Source organism: Sideroxydans sp. (assembly GCF_054604835.1).
On the sequence record NZ_JBTSFG010000002.1, the window covers coordinates 197,340 to 212,403 of the forward strand.

General features: G+C 60.8%; 12 protein-coding genes. 3 read left to right on the forward strand and 9 right to left on the reverse strand.

The window, feature by feature from the left end; genetic code table 11:
- Window positions 1-20: 20 nt before the first annotated feature.
- The 8 genes from ACYCZ5_RS04280 to ACYCZ5_RS04315 all read right to left on the reverse strand — a co-directional run bounded on the left by ACYCZ5_RS04280 (window position 21) and on the right by ACYCZ5_RS04315 (window position 11,885).
- Window positions 21-5,069, reverse strand: a complete 5,049-nt coding sequence (locus tag ACYCZ5_RS04280; RefSeq protein WP_461543540.1) for an Hpt domain-containing protein — start codon at window positions 5,067-5,069, stop codon at window positions 21-23.
- A gap of 18 nt (window positions 5,070-5,087) precedes the next feature.
- Window positions 5,088-7,100, reverse strand: a complete 2,013-nt coding sequence (locus ACYCZ5_RS04285; RefSeq protein WP_461543541.1) for a methyl-accepting chemotaxis protein — start codon at window positions 7,098-7,100, stop codon at window positions 5,088-5,090.
- A gap of 26 nt (window positions 7,101-7,126) precedes the next feature.
- Complete coding sequence (locus ACYCZ5_RS04290; RefSeq protein ID WP_461543542.1) at window positions 7,127-7,621, reverse strand: chemotaxis protein CheW; 495 nt, start codon at window positions 7,619-7,621, stop codon at window positions 7,127-7,129.
- Between the two features lie 11 nt (window positions 7,622-7,632).
- Complete coding sequence (locus ACYCZ5_RS04295) at window positions 7,633-7,998, reverse strand: response regulator transcription factor (protein WP_461543543.1); 366 nt, start codon at window positions 7,996-7,998, stop codon at window positions 7,633-7,635.
- A complete protein-coding gene (locus tag ACYCZ5_RS04300; protein ID WP_459717523.1) occupies window positions 7,988-8,395 on the reverse strand; it encodes a response regulator in 408 nt (135 codons plus the stop codon). The genes ACYCZ5_RS04295 and ACYCZ5_RS04300 overlap by 11 nt, the downstream gene beginning before the upstream one ends.
- Before the next feature lie 99 nt (window positions 8,396-8,494).
- Window positions 8,495-9,955 (reverse strand): TrkH family potassium uptake protein, encoded by a 1,461-nt coding sequence (locus ACYCZ5_RS04305; RefSeq protein ID WP_461543544.1) that lies wholly within the window; start codon window positions 9,953-9,955, stop codon window positions 8,495-8,497.
- Window positions 9,955-11,328, reverse strand: a complete 1,374-nt coding sequence (trkA, locus tag ACYCZ5_RS04310) for a Trk system potassium transporter TrkA (RefSeq protein WP_461543545.1) — start codon at window positions 11,326-11,328, stop codon at window positions 9,955-9,957. The genes ACYCZ5_RS04305 and trkA overlap by 1 nt, the downstream gene beginning before the upstream one ends.
- Window positions 11,325-11,885, reverse strand: coding sequence for a thioredoxin family protein (locus ACYCZ5_RS04315; protein ID WP_461543546.1), 561 nt, complete (start codon window positions 11,883-11,885; stop codon window positions 11,325-11,327). Before ACYCZ5_RS04315 ends, trkA begins: the two co-directional genes overlap by 4 nt.
- Window positions 11,886-11,962: 77 nt before the next feature.
- Here ACYCZ5_RS04315 and ACYCZ5_RS04320 point away from each other — a divergent pair, with 77 nt between their 5' ends.
- Both ACYCZ5_RS04320 and ACYCZ5_RS04325 read left to right on the forward strand, forming a co-directional pair.
- Entirely contained in the window at window positions 11,963-12,703 is a 741-nt protein-coding gene (locus tag ACYCZ5_RS04320; protein WP_461543547.1) for a 16S rRNA (uracil(1498)-N(3))-methyltransferase, read from the forward strand.
- Between the two features lie 16 nt (window positions 12,704-12,719).
- On the forward strand, window positions 12,720-12,905 hold the full coding sequence (locus tag ACYCZ5_RS04325; protein WP_461543548.1) for a tautomerase family protein: 186 nt from the start codon (window positions 12,720-12,722) through the stop codon (window positions 12,903-12,905).
- A 1-nt stretch (window position 12,906) separates the two neighbouring features.
- Here the strand turns inward: ACYCZ5_RS04325 and ACYCZ5_RS04330 are convergent, their stop codons facing one another.
- Complete coding sequence (locus tag ACYCZ5_RS04330) at window positions 12,907-13,536, reverse strand: hypothetical protein (RefSeq protein ID WP_461543549.1); 630 nt, start codon at window positions 13,534-13,536, stop codon at window positions 12,907-12,909.
- Between the two features lie 144 nt (window positions 13,537-13,680).
- On the opposite strand from ACYCZ5_RS04330, the gene argA reads away from it, so the two are divergent.
- A complete protein-coding gene (argA, locus tag ACYCZ5_RS04335; RefSeq protein WP_461543550.1) occupies window positions 13,681-15,000 on the forward strand; it encodes an amino-acid N-acetyltransferase in 1,320 nt (439 codons plus the stop codon).
- Window positions 15,001-15,064: the final 64 nt, after the last annotated feature.

Below are 15,064 nucleotides of genomic sequence, written 5' to 3' on the forward strand. Positions count from 1 at the left end.
CACAAATCAGATGCGGTGAATCACTGTTTGATGAAGCTTGCGATGTGACCGAGCAATTCCTCTTCCTGGAAGGGTTTTCCGAGGTACTCGTTCACGCCCAGCTCCATCGCGTAGTTGCGGTGTTTGTCCGCAGTGCGCGAAGTGATCATGATGATAGGCAAAGCCTTGGTCTTGCTGTCCTGGCGCAGACGCTTGGCCAGCTCGAAACCGTCCATGCGCGGCATCTCGATATCCAGCAGCATCACGTCAGGCGAGATCTCCATCAGTTGTTCCAGGGCGTCCACGCCGTCTTTCGCGGTAACGGTCAGATAGCCGCTGCGCTCCAGCAGACGGGTGGTGATCTTGCGCACGGTCAGCGAATCGTCCACCACCATCACCAGCGGTTTGGTATGTACCGCTTCGGTCTCCACTTTCTTGGCGATCTTGCGCGTCACGGCGATACGCTGGGTGAAGGCGACCGGATTGATGATCAGGATCACGGCACCGCTGCTGGAAACCGTAGCCCCGGCGATGCCGGGCAGGCGCGCCAGTTGCGGACCGATGTTCTTGACCACGACTTCCTGGTTGCCGAGCAGGGCGTCCACATGCAAGGCGATGCGCTGCTCACCGCTGCGCAGCAGCAGGATAGGGTTGTGCGGTAGGCTGACCACTTCGGCCTGATCGTCGCCGAGCACGCGCGGCAAATAGAACAGGGGGTAGCGTTTACCCTGCCAGTCGATATATTGCTGGGCATAGAGCGCGTTCAATTCTGCCGGCTTCACCTGCTGTACATGCTCGACCATGGTGCCGGGCAGGGCATACACGGCGTGCGCCGCGCGCACCATCAGGGTGCGGGTGACGGCCAGCGTCAACGGCAGGTGGATGGTGAAGCGCACGCCCTTGCCGGGCTCGGAGCTGACATCGACACGACCGCCCAATGCTGACACCTCGCTGCGTACCACGTCCAGACCGACACCGCGACCGGCGATCTCGGTCACTTCGCCGGCGGTGGACAAGCCGGCGGTGAAGATCAACTGCATCAACTGCTCGTCGCTGATCTCCTCGTCGGCAGTGATGAGGCCGCTGTCCAGCGCTTTTTGGCGGATGCGCTCGATATCCAGACCGGCGCCGTCATCAGCCAATTCGAACACCACCTCATTACTTTCCTGCCGCAAGGAGAAACGTACTTCACCAATGGGCGGTTTTCCGCTCTGGCTGCGTTGCTCCGGCATTTCCAGACCATGGGCGATCGCGTTGCGCAGCAGGTGCTCGAACGGTGCCGTCATCTTCTCCAGCACACTGCGGTCGAGTTCGATCTCGGTGCCCGACAACTCCAGGTTGGCGCGCTTGCCGAGTTCCTTGCCGGTCTGGCGCACGATGCGGTACAGACGTTCGCTGATGCTGGCGAACGGCACCATACGTATGCTCATCAGTCCCTGCTGCAGATCGCGGTTGATGTGTGCCTGGGCATTCAGCGCGGCGGCGGTCTCGTCCAGATTCTTCAGCAGCGTCTGCTGTACCGTCTGCACGTCGTGCACGCTCTCGGTCATGAAGCGTGTCAGTTCCTGGAAACGGGTGAAGCGGTCGAACTCGAGCGGATCGAACTGTCCGGCGACATCCGTGCTGACGGCGACGTTGGCCTGCATCTGACTTTCCGCCTGGATCTCGATCTCGCGCAATTGCTTGCGCAAACGGCTCACGCTGTCGGTCAGTTCCAGCACGCTGGTTCGGAATTCGCGCAGTTCGGCCTCGGCGCGCGAGCGTGTCACGCTGACTTCGCCGGCTTCGTTGACCAGCCGGTCGACGATATCGGAGCGCACACGCAATAGTGCGGATTGCATCGCGCGCTCGGCGCCGACTTCCAGCGCGGCGACTGGTGCCGCAGGTGCAGCAAACGCGGCAGGCACTTCGGCGGGTGATTCGGTCGCAGACGTGCCGGTCAACTCAGCGGTTTGCGGCGCTGCTTCGTCCGCGGATGGCTGGGTCAATTGCTCGATGGCATGCGCGATGCGGTCGAGATAATTGTCCATCTCGTTCCACAGGTTTTCGTCCAGCACGTTCTGCGAGATGGCCTTGCTGACGCGATCTTCGACACGGTGGGTCAATTCTCCCAGCCGCATGGCACCGGCCATGCGTGCGCTGCCCTTCAGTGTGTGCAGGCTGCGTTGCAGGTTGCGTCCCTGCTGCGCATCCTCGGGATCGTCGCGCCAGGCGCGCAAGGTGCTGCCGATCTGCGGATAGAGCTCGTGCGCTTCTTCCAGGAAGATGGGCAGCAGTTGCTCGTCCACCTCGTCATGGACGGTGCGCTCATGCAATTCGGCCTGAGGCGCAGGGGATTCTTCCTCGGCCTCAGCCTCTTCCGGCACTGCTTCGGGTGCCGGCTCGGCGGCCACGATCTGTGCGTTAGCCTCAGATGGGGCGGCTATTGCGGTGAACGTTTCGTCAGGTTGTTCTTCCGTTTCCTGCGGGATATCGGAACCGCCAAGGACCTTGTCGGCCTGCAGGCGCTCTATCAGTTCGGTCTGTGGGGCTGGCGCCTTGCGTTCACGTACGCCATTGCACAGTTCATCTAGCCGGGTGATGACATCGTCCAGCAACACCAGCTGCGGGGTGCCTATGGCGCCTGCTTTGTCGATGCGTGGTTCCAGCCACATCTCCAGCGTGTAGGCGAGTTCGGCGATAGGCAGGAAACCCATGGTGCGGTTGACGCCCGCCAGGGTGTGGGCGGCGCGCATGAAATCGTAAGACACGACCGGTTTGGCAGATGCCTGGATGACGTCGAAGCAGGCGCGCAAGGCGTGCACATGCTCAAGCGCCTCTTCCGATGCGATGTTGAACAATACCGGAGACATACTGACGTCACCGATGACGATCGGGCCTTCATCCTCGGGTTCGGGTGCAGCCTCGGCTGCCGCTTCGATCTGCGGCTCGGGTTCGGCGGCTGCAGGTACGGCTGGCTGGGGTGCTGGTTTGCCGTGTTCGATGCAATCTGCCAGCGTGAGCAGATGCGCGGTGTCGATCTGCGCCGTAGTGCTGCCGCTCTCAAGCATATCCACCCAGTGCTGGAACAGCACTTCCGCATCGCCGACCAGATCGAGCAGATCCGGCGTGGCGGGCTGGTTGGAGGCGAGCCACTTGTTCATGGCACGCTCGACTGCCCAGGCAACCTCTCCCAGCTCGGTCAGTCCGACCATGCGACCGCTGCCCTTGAGCGTATGGAAGGCGCGGCGCATGGTGACCCACGGGTCGCGGCTGTCCAGATGCAGGCGCGAGACTTCCAGATTGGTGCGCAAAGTCTCCATCACTTCCTGCGCTTCTTCCAGGAACACTTCCAGCAGTTCGGCATCTTCATCGCCGGAGCGGACAGACACCACCGAAGCGGGCGTTTCCTCTTCGGCGGTTTCTGCCACAGCTTGTGCATGTCCGGCCGTGGCTTCGCCCAATTCGCGCAGTACATCATTCAGTGCCACCGGGTCGGGTTTCTGGCCCAACGACAGGCCGTGCACATAATCGTCCATGACGCTGATGGCCGTCGCCACGGCGCGCATCTCGGCGGGAGAAGGCGTATCGCCCTGATGGTAGCGCTCGGTGATCTGGCGCAGGGTGAGCAGCAGTTGTTCGGCGATATCCAAAGACAGGATGTGCAGACCGCCTTGTACCTGACTCAGCAGGCGATTGACCTGCAGCAGCTCGGTGCGTTTGGCGGCATTGCCGAAGAAGGCGTTAAGGGTCTGTTCGATATGCTGCAGATTGCTCTGCATCTCGACGGCCAGCGGACCCATGACGTCGCGTTGTTCCATCTCGCAGTACAGCGCGACCAGACTGGCCAGCTTGTTGTGGTCTTCGGGATGCTTCAGCAGGGTCTCATGCAGACGCGAAGTGAGCAGTCGGGCCTGCTCGTGGAAGCCGCTGCCCAGATGCTGGTAGTGCTCGATGCCGCTATCGAGCAGCAACAAAGCCATCGCCATATCCATCGAAACAATCTGCGCGTGTTCCGGATTCTCCACATGCTGCGCCGTGGCATGGATCTGTTTGCACAGGAACTGAAGCGTGTTGCGGTCCAGCTGTTCGGACAAGGCATGCAGCTGTTCCGACTGGGTGGCGAAGCGGGTGCAGGATGGGCGGTCGTTCAGCACGCATTGTTCCCATGCTTCGGTCGCCACGGCGAGTTGCGCGCGCATGTTCTCCAGCAATGCCGACGTCTCGCCCGGCGGCAGCGGCGGTGCTTCCGGCAGGTAGGTGTCCAGATCGAACACCTGTTTGATCTGTTCCACAGCCTCGTTGACGGTGTGGCTGCGCGCGACCAGATAGAGCATCTCGCTCATGGCGCCGACCGTGTCGAACTCGCTGTTGTCCAGCAGGGCGCGCATGCCCTGATCGATGCGGCTGAACGATTTCTTGACGTTCAACTCGGGCGGCACACCGTCCAGTGCTACACAGCCCAATACACCTTCCGCGACCCACCAGAAGCCGCGCTGTTCACCTGCCACACAATTCGCGACAGCTTTGACAGCGGCTGTCATGGCCCGCAATGCTTCATTCGCTTCGTCCTGGCGCAACCACTTGAGCAGGCCCTGCTGGAAATGCATACGTGCCTGCTTGATGCGCGCGGGTGCACTGTCGGGCAGCGCACCCTCCAGCAGTTCAGCGGGCAGATCGACGTTCAGCTCGGGGAAGAACAGATCCACTTCGAAGGCCATATCCAAACCGCGCACCTGGTGCAGCTCCTGGTATTCCGGGAACAGCCGCAGGGCGGCGTTGGAGGCGCCGGCCGAGAGTGCATCCAGATAATGGGTGAGGCCGAACAAGGCATGACGCATAGCGTCCAGATGCATCACGGTGGCGCTGTCCGGACGGTCCGACATTTCCTGCATCAGCGTTTCCAGCTCGCCGCAGAACACCTCCAGCGCTTGCAGGTGCAACATCTGCAACACGCCGCGCAGGCGATGCAATTCCCCCAGCGCGGCATCCAGCGGATGCTTGCCGGCCGAGGAGAAGAACTGCTCCTGTTCGCGGATGATGGTGGCCAGCGAGCTGTCCAGCTCGGACTTGACCGATGAAAGCAGCAGAGGATTGAACGCGGGAGTCACTAAATTCCTGAGCCGTGATTAGAGTTTGAAGCCGGAGACGGAGCCACTCAGCTCCTTGGCCAGGCCTTCCAGCTGTGTGACCGATGCGCTGGTGAGCTGGGTACCCTTGGAAGTCTGTTCCGTGATCTTCAGGATGTCGCCCATCACTGCCGCGACCTCCTGCGCCATATCGGTCTGTACCTGGGTCGATACCGAGATGCTGTTCACCAGGTCGGTCAGTTCGCGTGTGGCTTTTTCAATCTCCTGCAGAGAATGGCCGGCGTCGTCGGCGAGCTGTGCCCCCTCGACCACACCCTGCGTGCTCTTCTCCATCGCGGTCACCGCATCCTGGGTGTCGCCCTGAATGGTCTTCACCAGCAAACCAATCTGCTTGGTCGCCTCGCCGGAGCGTTCCGCGAGGCGCTGCACTTCTTCCGCCACCACCGCGAAGCCCCGACCGGCTTCACCGGCCGACGCCGCCTGGATGGCGGCGTTCAACGCCAGCACGTTGGTCTGCTCGGTAATGTCCGAGATCAGGTCCACGATCTCGCCGATCTCCTGCGAGCTTTCGCCCAGACGTTTGATGCGCTTGGATGTCTCCTGGATCTGTTCGCGGATACCGTCCATGCCGGCCACCGAGTTCTGCACCGCTTTGGCGCCTTGTTCGGTCACCTGCAAGGTACGGGACGCCACTTGCGAAGCCTGCGCCGCACTGCTGTCGACCTCCTGGATGGACTTGGTCATCAGTTCGACCGCGCTGCCGGCGTCGCGGATCTCCGCCGCCTGCTTCTCTGCAGCATTCAGCAGCCCTTTGGTGACCTGACCCGCGTCGGTGGTCGCCTTGTTCACCTGTTCGGACGCGGTGATGACGCGCGCGACCAGCTTGCGCAGCTCGTCAGTGGTGTAGTTGATCGAGTCGGCGATGGCGCCGGTGATGTCTTCCGAGACGGTCGCCTTGGCGCTCAGGTCACCGTCGGCCAGATCGGACAGTTCGTTCATCAAACGCAGAATGGCTTGCTGGTTCTGGCGGTTGATGCGGGCGGACTCATGTTCGCGGCGCTGCGATTCGTCCAGATAGATCTTGGACAGCAGCAACAGCAGCAACAGCAGCATACCGCCGGAGAGTGCCACCACAAAACTGGTGAGGCGGTTCTCGCTGGCCTGCTCATAGGCATTCAGCAGGTTCTGCATCAGCGATTGCATGCGCACATCCTCTTTCAGCAGTTGCTGGGCTGCCTGGCGCGAAGTGAGCAGCAGGCTCTTGTTGGCGATGATGAAGCCCACCACGTTCTGGTAGCCGTCGAACTCTTCGGACAGCTCCAGCACTTCGCTGTCGGATTGCGGCAATTCGCTGAACAGAGTGCGGGCGGCCTGCATCTTGGCGGGCAAGGTATCCAGAATGTCGATGGAGGAGGAGGTCTGCACGGTCTGCACCGCGCCCACGATCTGCTCGAGCAGCAATTGCAGACGGGCGGCCTTCTGGCTGTATACCAGCGGGGCGCGCAGTGCGATCACTTCCGCGCGGTGCAGCATGTCGCGTTGAAGCGAAGCGCCGCGTTCCAGTGTCACCAGCAAAGGACGGCCTTCTTCCACCTGATTGAGCAACTTCTCCTGCTGTTGCCATTTGAGCAGCAGCAGGTCCAGCGAGTCGCGCGGCACACCGGTCGTGGCAGGCAGCTCGGCATTGCCCTGATCCAGTCCGTTCAGTGTGGCTGTGAATTCGGCGCGCGTATTGAGCAGCGCATCGAACGCATCGTTCTCACCCGAGATACTGGCCACTTCAGCATGCTTGGCCAGTTGCAGGGACAGCAGTTGCAGCTTGGACGCCTGCGCGACATAGCGCGAGCTTTCGCTGGTCGTGCGGGTGTCGAGGTAGGTGAACGTGGCGGCGACGACCAGGAACACCAGCAGCAGGAAACCGAGGATGCGGAGCTGGCGGTCAAAGGACTGGTCGCTGAACCAGGGGATGCGGATGGCGCTTTCCGCCTGCTGTGTGGCGCCGTGTTTGGCAAGCTTGGTCGAGGACTTTGTGAACGGTAACTTGAAAGCCATTGCTTATTCTCCCTGTGCGACGGGGTTCATTCCCCGATCTGCAAAAACTCTGGTTGTGACAACAATTGATGGATGTCCAGCTTGTGCCATATCTGACCGCCCGGATCCCGGTAACTTACCGAGCCGTTCTCTTCGCTTTGCGGCCAGTCTTCCGTGTTGCGCAGGCCCAGCACGCGCGAAACCAACAAACCGGCGTTGAAGGCAAAGCGATGCCCCAGCAGCATCACGCGGTTGTGCGCGTCGCGGGCTGTCGCTTCCTGATGGTTATAGGTGTTCAGATCGATGATGCTGTACAGGTTGCCGCGCACGTTGGCGACACCGCAGTACCAGCTCTTGGTCAGCGGCACCGGCGTGAGCGCCGGTAGCGGCATGACTTCGCTGATGTCGGTCATGTCGACCAGCCAGTTCTCCTGCCCGAGCTGGATGCCCAGTGTGGACTGGCGGCTGTCGCCGGCAGTTTGCGCCTGGAGGCGATCCAGCACTTGTTGCTGGAATTCGCGCAGGTTGAAACGCTTCGACATCGTCTATTGGATCAGCCGAGTGCGGCGATCTTGCCGAGCAACTCATCGGCGCGGATCGGTTTGGTGACGTAATCCTTGGCACCCTGGCGCAGACCCCACACCTTGTCGGTCTCCTGCCCCTTGGTAGTGCAGATGATGATGGGGATGTGCTTGGTCACATCGTCATGGGTGATCGCGCGCGTGGCCTGGAAACCGTTGAGGCCGGGCATCACCACGTCCATCAATATCAGGTCGGGCAGTTCGGTTTTGGAATTCGCCACAGCCTGCTCACCGCTCTCGGCATAGACCACCTGAAAACCTTTCTTGCCGAGGATGTCCCCCAACACATGGCGCTCGGTCGCCGAGTCGTCCACCACCATCACTTTGCTAATTGCCATAATCCACATCCTCGTATTGTTGCGTATGTGCGATGACCGCCTCGATCAGGCTCTTCTTGCTGAACGGTTTGGTCAGATACTGGTCGGAACCGACCAGCTTGCCGCGTGCGCGGTCGAATAGCGTGTCCTTGCTGGTCAGCATGACTACCGGTACATCTTTGAAATCGCGGTGGTTCTTGATGAGTGCGCAGGTCTGATAGCCGTCCAGGCGGGGCATCATGACATCGACGAAGATGATGTCGGGTTTGTGATCGACCACCTTGGACAGGCCGTCGAAGCCGTCTTCGGCCAGAATGACTTTGGCGCCCGCCTGAGACAGGAAGATCTCGCCGCTGCGGCGTATGGTGTTGCTGTCGTCTATCAGTAAAACGCTTATCCCGGCCAGACTATCGCTCATGCTGTCCACCTAGTTCGTTGTATTTGAGACCCCTCCCGCCGCACCGCCGCCGCGATACGGGCGAATCCTACCCCATTTGCCCCCGCCGCCTCAACGTGTTTATCGGCGCCAGAAGGCGGGCGTGAACAGGATCAGCACAGTGAAGATCTCCAGTCGACCGACCAGCATGCCGAAGGCGCAGGCCCAAGTCTGGAAATCAGTCAGCCCCTGGAAGTTGGATGAAGGACCGACCGCGCCCAGTCCGGGACCGATGTTGTTAACCATCGCCAGCGAGGCGGTGAAGCCGGTAATGAAATCCAGGCCGCTGATCCACAGCACGAAGGCCAGCGTGGCGATGGTCATGAAATACAGGAAGATGAAACCCAGCACGGCGAACACGATGTTGTTGGCGATCACCTGACCGCCGATCTTCATCGGGTTGATGACGGCCGGATGCAGCAGCTTGAGGAATTCGCGACCGGCCTGCTTGATCAGCACCAGCGTGCGGATCATCTTGATGCCGCCGCCGGTGGAGCCGGAGTTGGCGCAGATACAGCCGAGGAACAGCATCCACATCGGCGCGAAGATCGGCCACTGTGCGTAGTCCACGCTGGCATAGCCGCTGTCGGTGGCGATCGACACCAGGTTGAAGCTGGCATGGCGCAAGGCGGTGAGGAAGTCTGGATACACACCTTGCCACCACAGGAACAGCGCGACACCACCGCAGCTCAGCACGATCAGGCTGATTGCCGCGACCGCTTCTGCATCTCTGATGTAAGTGCGCAAGGAGCGGCCGCGCAGTGCCAGGAAGTGGGTGGCGAAGTTGATCACCGCGAACAGCATGAATGCGATCAGCACGAACTCGATCAGCGGTGAATCGAAATAGCCGATGCTGTTGTCATGGGTGGAGAAGCCGCCCAGGCCCATGGCCGAAAAAGCATGGCAGACCGCGTCCAGCCAGTCCATGCCGGCCCATTTCAGCGTGCCGATGCAGACCAGTGTGATGGCCACATAGATGATCCACAGATTGCGCGCGGTGTCGGCGATGCGCGGGGTCAGCGCGGTCTCTTTCATCGGGCCGGGTGTCTCGGCTTTGAACAGTTGTCGGCCGCCGATGCCCAGCAGCGGCAGCACCGCCACCGCCAGCACGATCACGCCCAAACCGCCCAGCCATTGCAGTTCGTGGCGCCAGACGTTGATCGCCGGTGGCATGTCATCCAGTCCGGTCAGCACGGTAGCGCCGGTAGTGGTCATGGCGGACATGGTCTCGAAATAGGCATCAGTGAACGACAGGCCGGGGATCGCGAGCAACAGCGGAATGGTGGCGAACAGCGGCATCGCGGTCCACATGGTCACCACCAGCAGGTAACCATGGCGGATCGACAGTTCGCCCTTGTAGCGGCGGGTCAGCATCCACATGGCGGTACCGGCACCGGCGGTCCACAGCATGGCGAGCAGGAAGTCGAGCAGCAGCGTGCTGTCGTGATAGATCAGCGCGGTGATGACCGGGAACAGATAGGTGATGCTGAACATCACCAGCAACAGGCCCAGCGCATGGAAGACGGTCAGGGTGCGGCCCATCAGAAGAACCCGAGATTGACCTGGAACAGTTTCTCGACCTTCTTCACCATCTTCTTGTCGACGACGAACACGATCACATGGTCTTCGGCCTCGATCACCGTGTTGTGGTGGGCGATGACCACCTCGTGGTTGCGCACGATGGCCCCGATGGTCGCGCCCTTGGGCAGGTCGATCGCGTCGATACGGCGGCCGACCACGCGCGAGGAGTCGTGGTCGCCATGCGCCACCAGTTCCAGCGCTTCCGCCGCGCCGCGCCGCAGCGAATGCACGGCTGCCACATCGCCTTGGCGCACATAGGCCAGCAGCGAACCGATGGTGACTTGGGCGGGCGACAGCGCGATGTCGATCTTGCCGCCCTGCAGCAGGTCGACATAGGCACTACGGTTGATTAGCGAGATCACCTTGCGTGCGCCGGCCTGTTTCGCCAGCAGGGCGGACATGATGTTGTTCTCATCGTCGTTGGTCAGCGCGCAGAACACATCCACCTCGCCGATGTGTTCCTGCTCCATCAGCTTCTCGTCGGTACCGTCGCCGTTGAGCACCAGGGTGTTGGTCAGCTGGCTGGCCAGTCGTTCACAGGCTTTCTTGTTGTGCTCGATCAGCTTCACCTGGTAATCGTTCTCGATCGCCTTGGCCAGCCGGAAGCCGATGTTGCCGCCGCCCACGATGGCGACGCGCTTCACCGGCTTGTCCATGCGGCGCAGTTCGTGCAGCACGCTGCGGATGTTCTCGGTGGCAGCGATGAAGAACACTTCGTCGCCGGCTTCCACCACGGTCGTGCCTTCCGGGATGATGGGGCGGTCGTGGCGGAAGATGGCAGCCACGCGCGTCTCCACCTGCGGCATGTCGGTGCGCAGGAAAGAGAGTGGCTGGCCGACCAGCGGTCCGCCCTCGAAAGCGCGCACGGCAGCCAGCGAGGCTTTGCCCTGCGAGAACTTCTGCACTTGCAGCGCTTCCGGGAACTCGATCAGTTTGACGATGTATTCAGTGAGGATCTGCTCGGGGCAGATGGAGAAATCCACGCTGAAGATATCCTTCTCGAAGATCTCGGGACGGTTCAGATAATCGACGGCGCGGATACGCGCGATACGGGTCGGGGTGTTGTACAGACTGGCGGCCAGTTTGCAGGCCACCAGATTCACCTCGTCGCTCTGCGTGACCGCCAGCAGCATATCCGCATCGGCGATACCGGCCCGCTCCAGTGTGGAAGGGTGGGCGGCGTTGCCAACCACCGTGCGCAGATCCAGCCTGTCCTGCAATACGCGCAGCTTCTCCGCGTCGGAATCGATGATGGTGATGTCGTTCGCTTCGCCGACCAGACTTTCGGCGACGGAGGAGCCGACTTGTCCTGCACCCAGAATGAGGATCTTCACGCTGCTTCACCTTTCCATTTGATGGAACAGCCCATGCTGGCGAGCTGCTCGCGCGGGCCTTGCCCGCTCTGCGCCACTTGCAGCATCGCTTCGAACAGGTCGCGCTTGGCATCCGGTGCAGCTTCCTTACGCGAAGCATCCAGACGGCCGCGATATTGCAGTTCGAGGTTGGCGTTGAAGCCGAAGAAGTCCGGTGTGCACACCGCGCCGTAATCCTTGGCGATCTGCTGCGTCTCGTCCCACACGTAGGGGAAGGGATAGCTGAATTCCTGCGCCACCTTCTTCATGTTGTCGAACGAGTCTTCCTCGTAATCGGCGGGATCGTTGGACATGATGGCGATGGTGTTGATGCCGTGTTGCTGCAGTTCGCGCACGTCGCGGATGATGCGGTCGCGGATGGATTTGACGTAGGGGCAGTGGTTGCAGATGAACATCACCAGCAAGCCGTTGGGGCCGCGTGCATTCTCCAATGTATAGCGCTTGCCATCGACGCCCGGCAGATCGAAAGGACGCGCCTTCCAGCCGAAGTCGCACAATGGGGGTTGCAGACTGACCATGAAACTTCCTCCTGATGAACAGCGTGATTTTTTGCGGCGTTATATTATCACGCCCATTCATACGCCTTCGGGTCACCATGTCAGCCCCCAGATTCTATTGTCCGCCGCCGCTCCCGCAAAATAACAACTGCGAATTGCCGCCCGAAGCCGCCCATCACGCCAGCCGTGTATTGCGTCTGCGCGTCGGCGATGCGGTACAGATCTTCGATGGCGAGGGCAACGCGCTGGACGCCACCATCAACAACATCAGCGGCAAGCATGTTTACCTGGGTAATCTGCAGACCTGCATGGTGCAGCAGCAGGCATCCGACCTGCAGATCGTGCTGGCGCAATCGCTGTGCAGCAGCGAGAAGATGGACTGGGTGATACAGAAAGCCACCGAACTGGGGGCGAGTGAGATCGTGCCTGTCCAGGCGCAGCGCAGTGTGGCCAAGCTGACCGGGGCCCGCGCCGAGAAGCGTGCGCAGCACTGGCAGAACGTCATCGTCTCGGCCTGCGAGCAATGTGGCCGCAACGATTTGCCGCGCATGCATCCCCCCGTGTCTATGGCAGACTGGTTGCAAGCCACGAGAGCACAAAGCGGCAGCAAGTTCATCCTGATGCCGGGCGGAGCCTGCGCGTTGAAGGCGCAAGCCAAACCGCAGGAGCGCGTGACCCTGTTGATCGGACCCGAGGGCGGCTTCACCACGGACGAAGCCAATGTCGCGCAACAAGTCGGCTTCGCACCCATCCTGCTCGGGCCGCGCGTATTGCGCACCGAGACAGCGGCCATCGCCGGGATCACTGCCATTCAGACCCTGTGGGGAGATTTCAACTAAATAGAAGGAAGCGAATATGCCCTATGTGAACATCCGCATTGCCGGAACACTGAGCCGCGAACAGAAAGCGAAGATCGCCGCAGAGATCACCGACACGCTGGAACGCATCGCGCTCAAACCGGCGTCGTACACCTACATTGCGTTCGACGAACTCCCTGACGAGAACTGGGCCATCGCAGGCAAGCTACTGGACGAGCTGTGACTTAAGCCGGCAGGCTTTGCATCATGCTGTACATCATCATGCCAAGACTGGCCGACAGCAGCGACATGGTGATGCCCACGCTGGTGGGGTGCTTGAGCACCCAGCTATCCACTTCCATGTGCATCAGATCTAGTGCCCGCGTACTTCTGCGCACGGTATACCAGTGATCGGTATAGCGCTCGACCACGGTCAGCGTGCGCGGGAAGAACAGGATGGCGATGCCGACGATCAGGCAGAGCGCGTTGCCGACCAGCAGGAAAGTCTTCAGGTTGTCGGCGATGCCGCCCATCTCGATCGGTGTCAGACTGCCGTCAAACAGCAGCAGCGCCACGCGCAGGTCGACATCCTGCAACAGATATAGCGCGATAGCAGCGCCGATGATGATGGCGCTGCCGAGCCAGACACGCTGTTTCATCAGGATCGGCTCCACTTCATGCGGCATGGTGAGCGGCTTGATCATCTTGCGCACCGAGATCCAGCGGTTCATCACGTCGAACCAGCGCATCGCGCGCCGGCTTCTCAGTGACAGACCTATCCCCACCAGGAAGGAAAAAACACTGGCGATCAGGAAGAATAGCAGCGTCATATACAGGAACACCGGATAGGAGACCTGACTGAGGAGATGGTTCATGATTGTTTTCCTTGCATCGAGGCGGGAATCGCCTTCTTGTCTGTGACTTTGATTCTAGCCCCTTTAGGCTGTGCTACAAATGGCAATTTTTTCGTTCTGGGTGTCTAATTGCAAGCGTTGCCAACTTCCCCCGAATCGATAGCCATGCCATTCCAGTCCACCGAGTTCGTCAACTGGTTCCGTTCGGTCGCCCCCTACATCAATGCCTTTCGCGGCAAGACCTTTGTCATCGCATTCGGCGGCGAAGTGGTGGCGGACGGTAAGTTCGTCGAGCTGACACATGACTTCAATCTGCTGGCGGCACTGGGTATCCGGCTGGTGCTGGTACACGGTGCCCGCCCGCAGATCGAACAGCATCTGGCCAAGAACAAGCTGGAAGACGCCTATCACCATGGCGTGCGCATGACCGATGCCGAAACCATGATATGCGTGAAGGAGGCGGTCGGCCGCGTGCGGGTCGAGATCGAGGCGCTGCTGTCCATGGGCCTGGCCAATTCGCCGATGGCGAATGCCGATATCCGCGTCGCCGGCGGTAACTTCATCACCGCGCAACCACTGGGCGTCATCAACGGTGTCGACCTGATGCACACCGGCAGCGTGCGCAAGGTCGATGTGGCCGCGCTGAACGACCGCATGGAATTCGGCGAGGTGGTGCTGCTCTCGCCATTGGGATATTCGCCCACAGGTGAAGTGTTCAACCTCACTCTGGAAGACGTGGCCACCGCTACCGCCATCGCACTCGATGCCGACAAGCTGGTGTTCCTGATGGACACGGACGGGGTGCAGGACAAGAAGGGCGCACTGCTGAAGGAGCTGACCATCAGTCAGGCGCAAGCCATCCTGTCCGCCAAGCGCAAGCTGCCTGATGACATCAGCCTGTTCCTGCCCTGCGCCGTGCGCGCCTGCGAGGCAGGCGTGGCCCGCACGCATCTGGTCAGTCGTCATGTGGAAGGGGCGGTGTTGCAGGAACTGTTCAGCGACGACGGCATCGGCACCATGGTGGTCGAGTCCACGCTCAATACCTTGCGCGCGGCGACCATCGAGGATGTGGGCGGAATCCTGCAGTTGCTGCGGCCGCTGGAAGAGGAAGGCATTCTGGTCAGGCGTTCACGCGAGCTGCTGGAGCGTGAGATCTCCCGCTTCGAGGTGCTGGAACACGACCATCGCATCATCGGTTGTGCCGCGCTGTATCCCTTCCCCAATGAAGCGTCCGCCGAGCTGGCCTGTCTGGCCGTGGACAGCCAGTATCGCGACCACGGTTACGGCGAAGCAGTGCTCAACCACATGGGCGCACTGGCGCAAAGTCAGGGCATGAAGAAGTTGTTCGTGCTGACTACGCGCACCGCGCACTGGTTCATCGAACGCGGCTTCAAGGAAGCGGACGTCAGTCAGTTGCCTAAGGAGAAGAAGGCCTTGTACAACTACCAGCGCCGCTCAAAAGTATTCGTAAAGAACCTGAAATGAGATGCTTTGTTTCATCGGCGTGTAACATTGCGCGCCTAATATCAACCGGCTATGGAGACGACAA

Bases quoted from the DNA above. Each gene is read 5' to 3' on its own strand.
- ACYCZ5_RS04285 (WP_461543541.1), bottom strand. From the start codon at position 7,100: ATGGCTTTCAAGTTACCGTTCACAAAGTCCTCGACCAAGCTTGCCAAA.
- ACYCZ5_RS04290 (WP_461543542.1), bottom strand. From the start codon at position 7,621: ATGTCGAAGCGTTTCAACCTGCGCGAATTCCAGCAACAAGTGCTGGAT.
- ACYCZ5_RS04295 (WP_461543543.1), bottom strand. From the start codon at position 7,998: ATGGCAATTAGCAAAGTGATGGTGGTGGACGACTCGGCGACCGAGCGC.
- ACYCZ5_RS04300 (WP_459717523.1), bottom strand. From the start codon at position 8,395: ATGAGCGATAGTCTGGCCGGGATAAGCGTTTTACTGATAGACGACAGC.
- ACYCZ5_RS04305 (WP_461543544.1), bottom strand. From the start codon at position 9,955: ATGGGCCGCACCCTGACCGTCTTCCATGCGCTGGGCCTGTTGCTGGTG.
- ACYCZ5_RS04315 (WP_461543546.1), bottom strand. From the start codon at position 11,885: ATGGTCAGTCTGCAACCCCCATTGTGCGACTTCGGCTGGAAGGCGCGT.
- ACYCZ5_RS04320 (WP_461543547.1), top strand. From the start codon at position 11,963: ATGTCAGCCCCCAGATTCTATTGTCCGCCGCCGCTCCCGCAAAATAAC.
- ACYCZ5_RS04325 (WP_461543548.1), top strand. From the start codon at position 12,720: ATGCCCTATGTGAACATCCGCATTGCCGGAACACTGAGCCGCGAACAG.
- ACYCZ5_RS04330 (WP_461543549.1), bottom strand. From the start codon at position 13,536: ATGAACCATCTCCTCAGTCAGGTCTCCTATCCGGTGTTCCTGTATATG.
- argA (WP_461543550.1), top strand. From the start codon at position 13,681: ATGCCATTCCAGTCCACCGAGTTCGTCAACTGGTTCCGTTCGGTCGCC.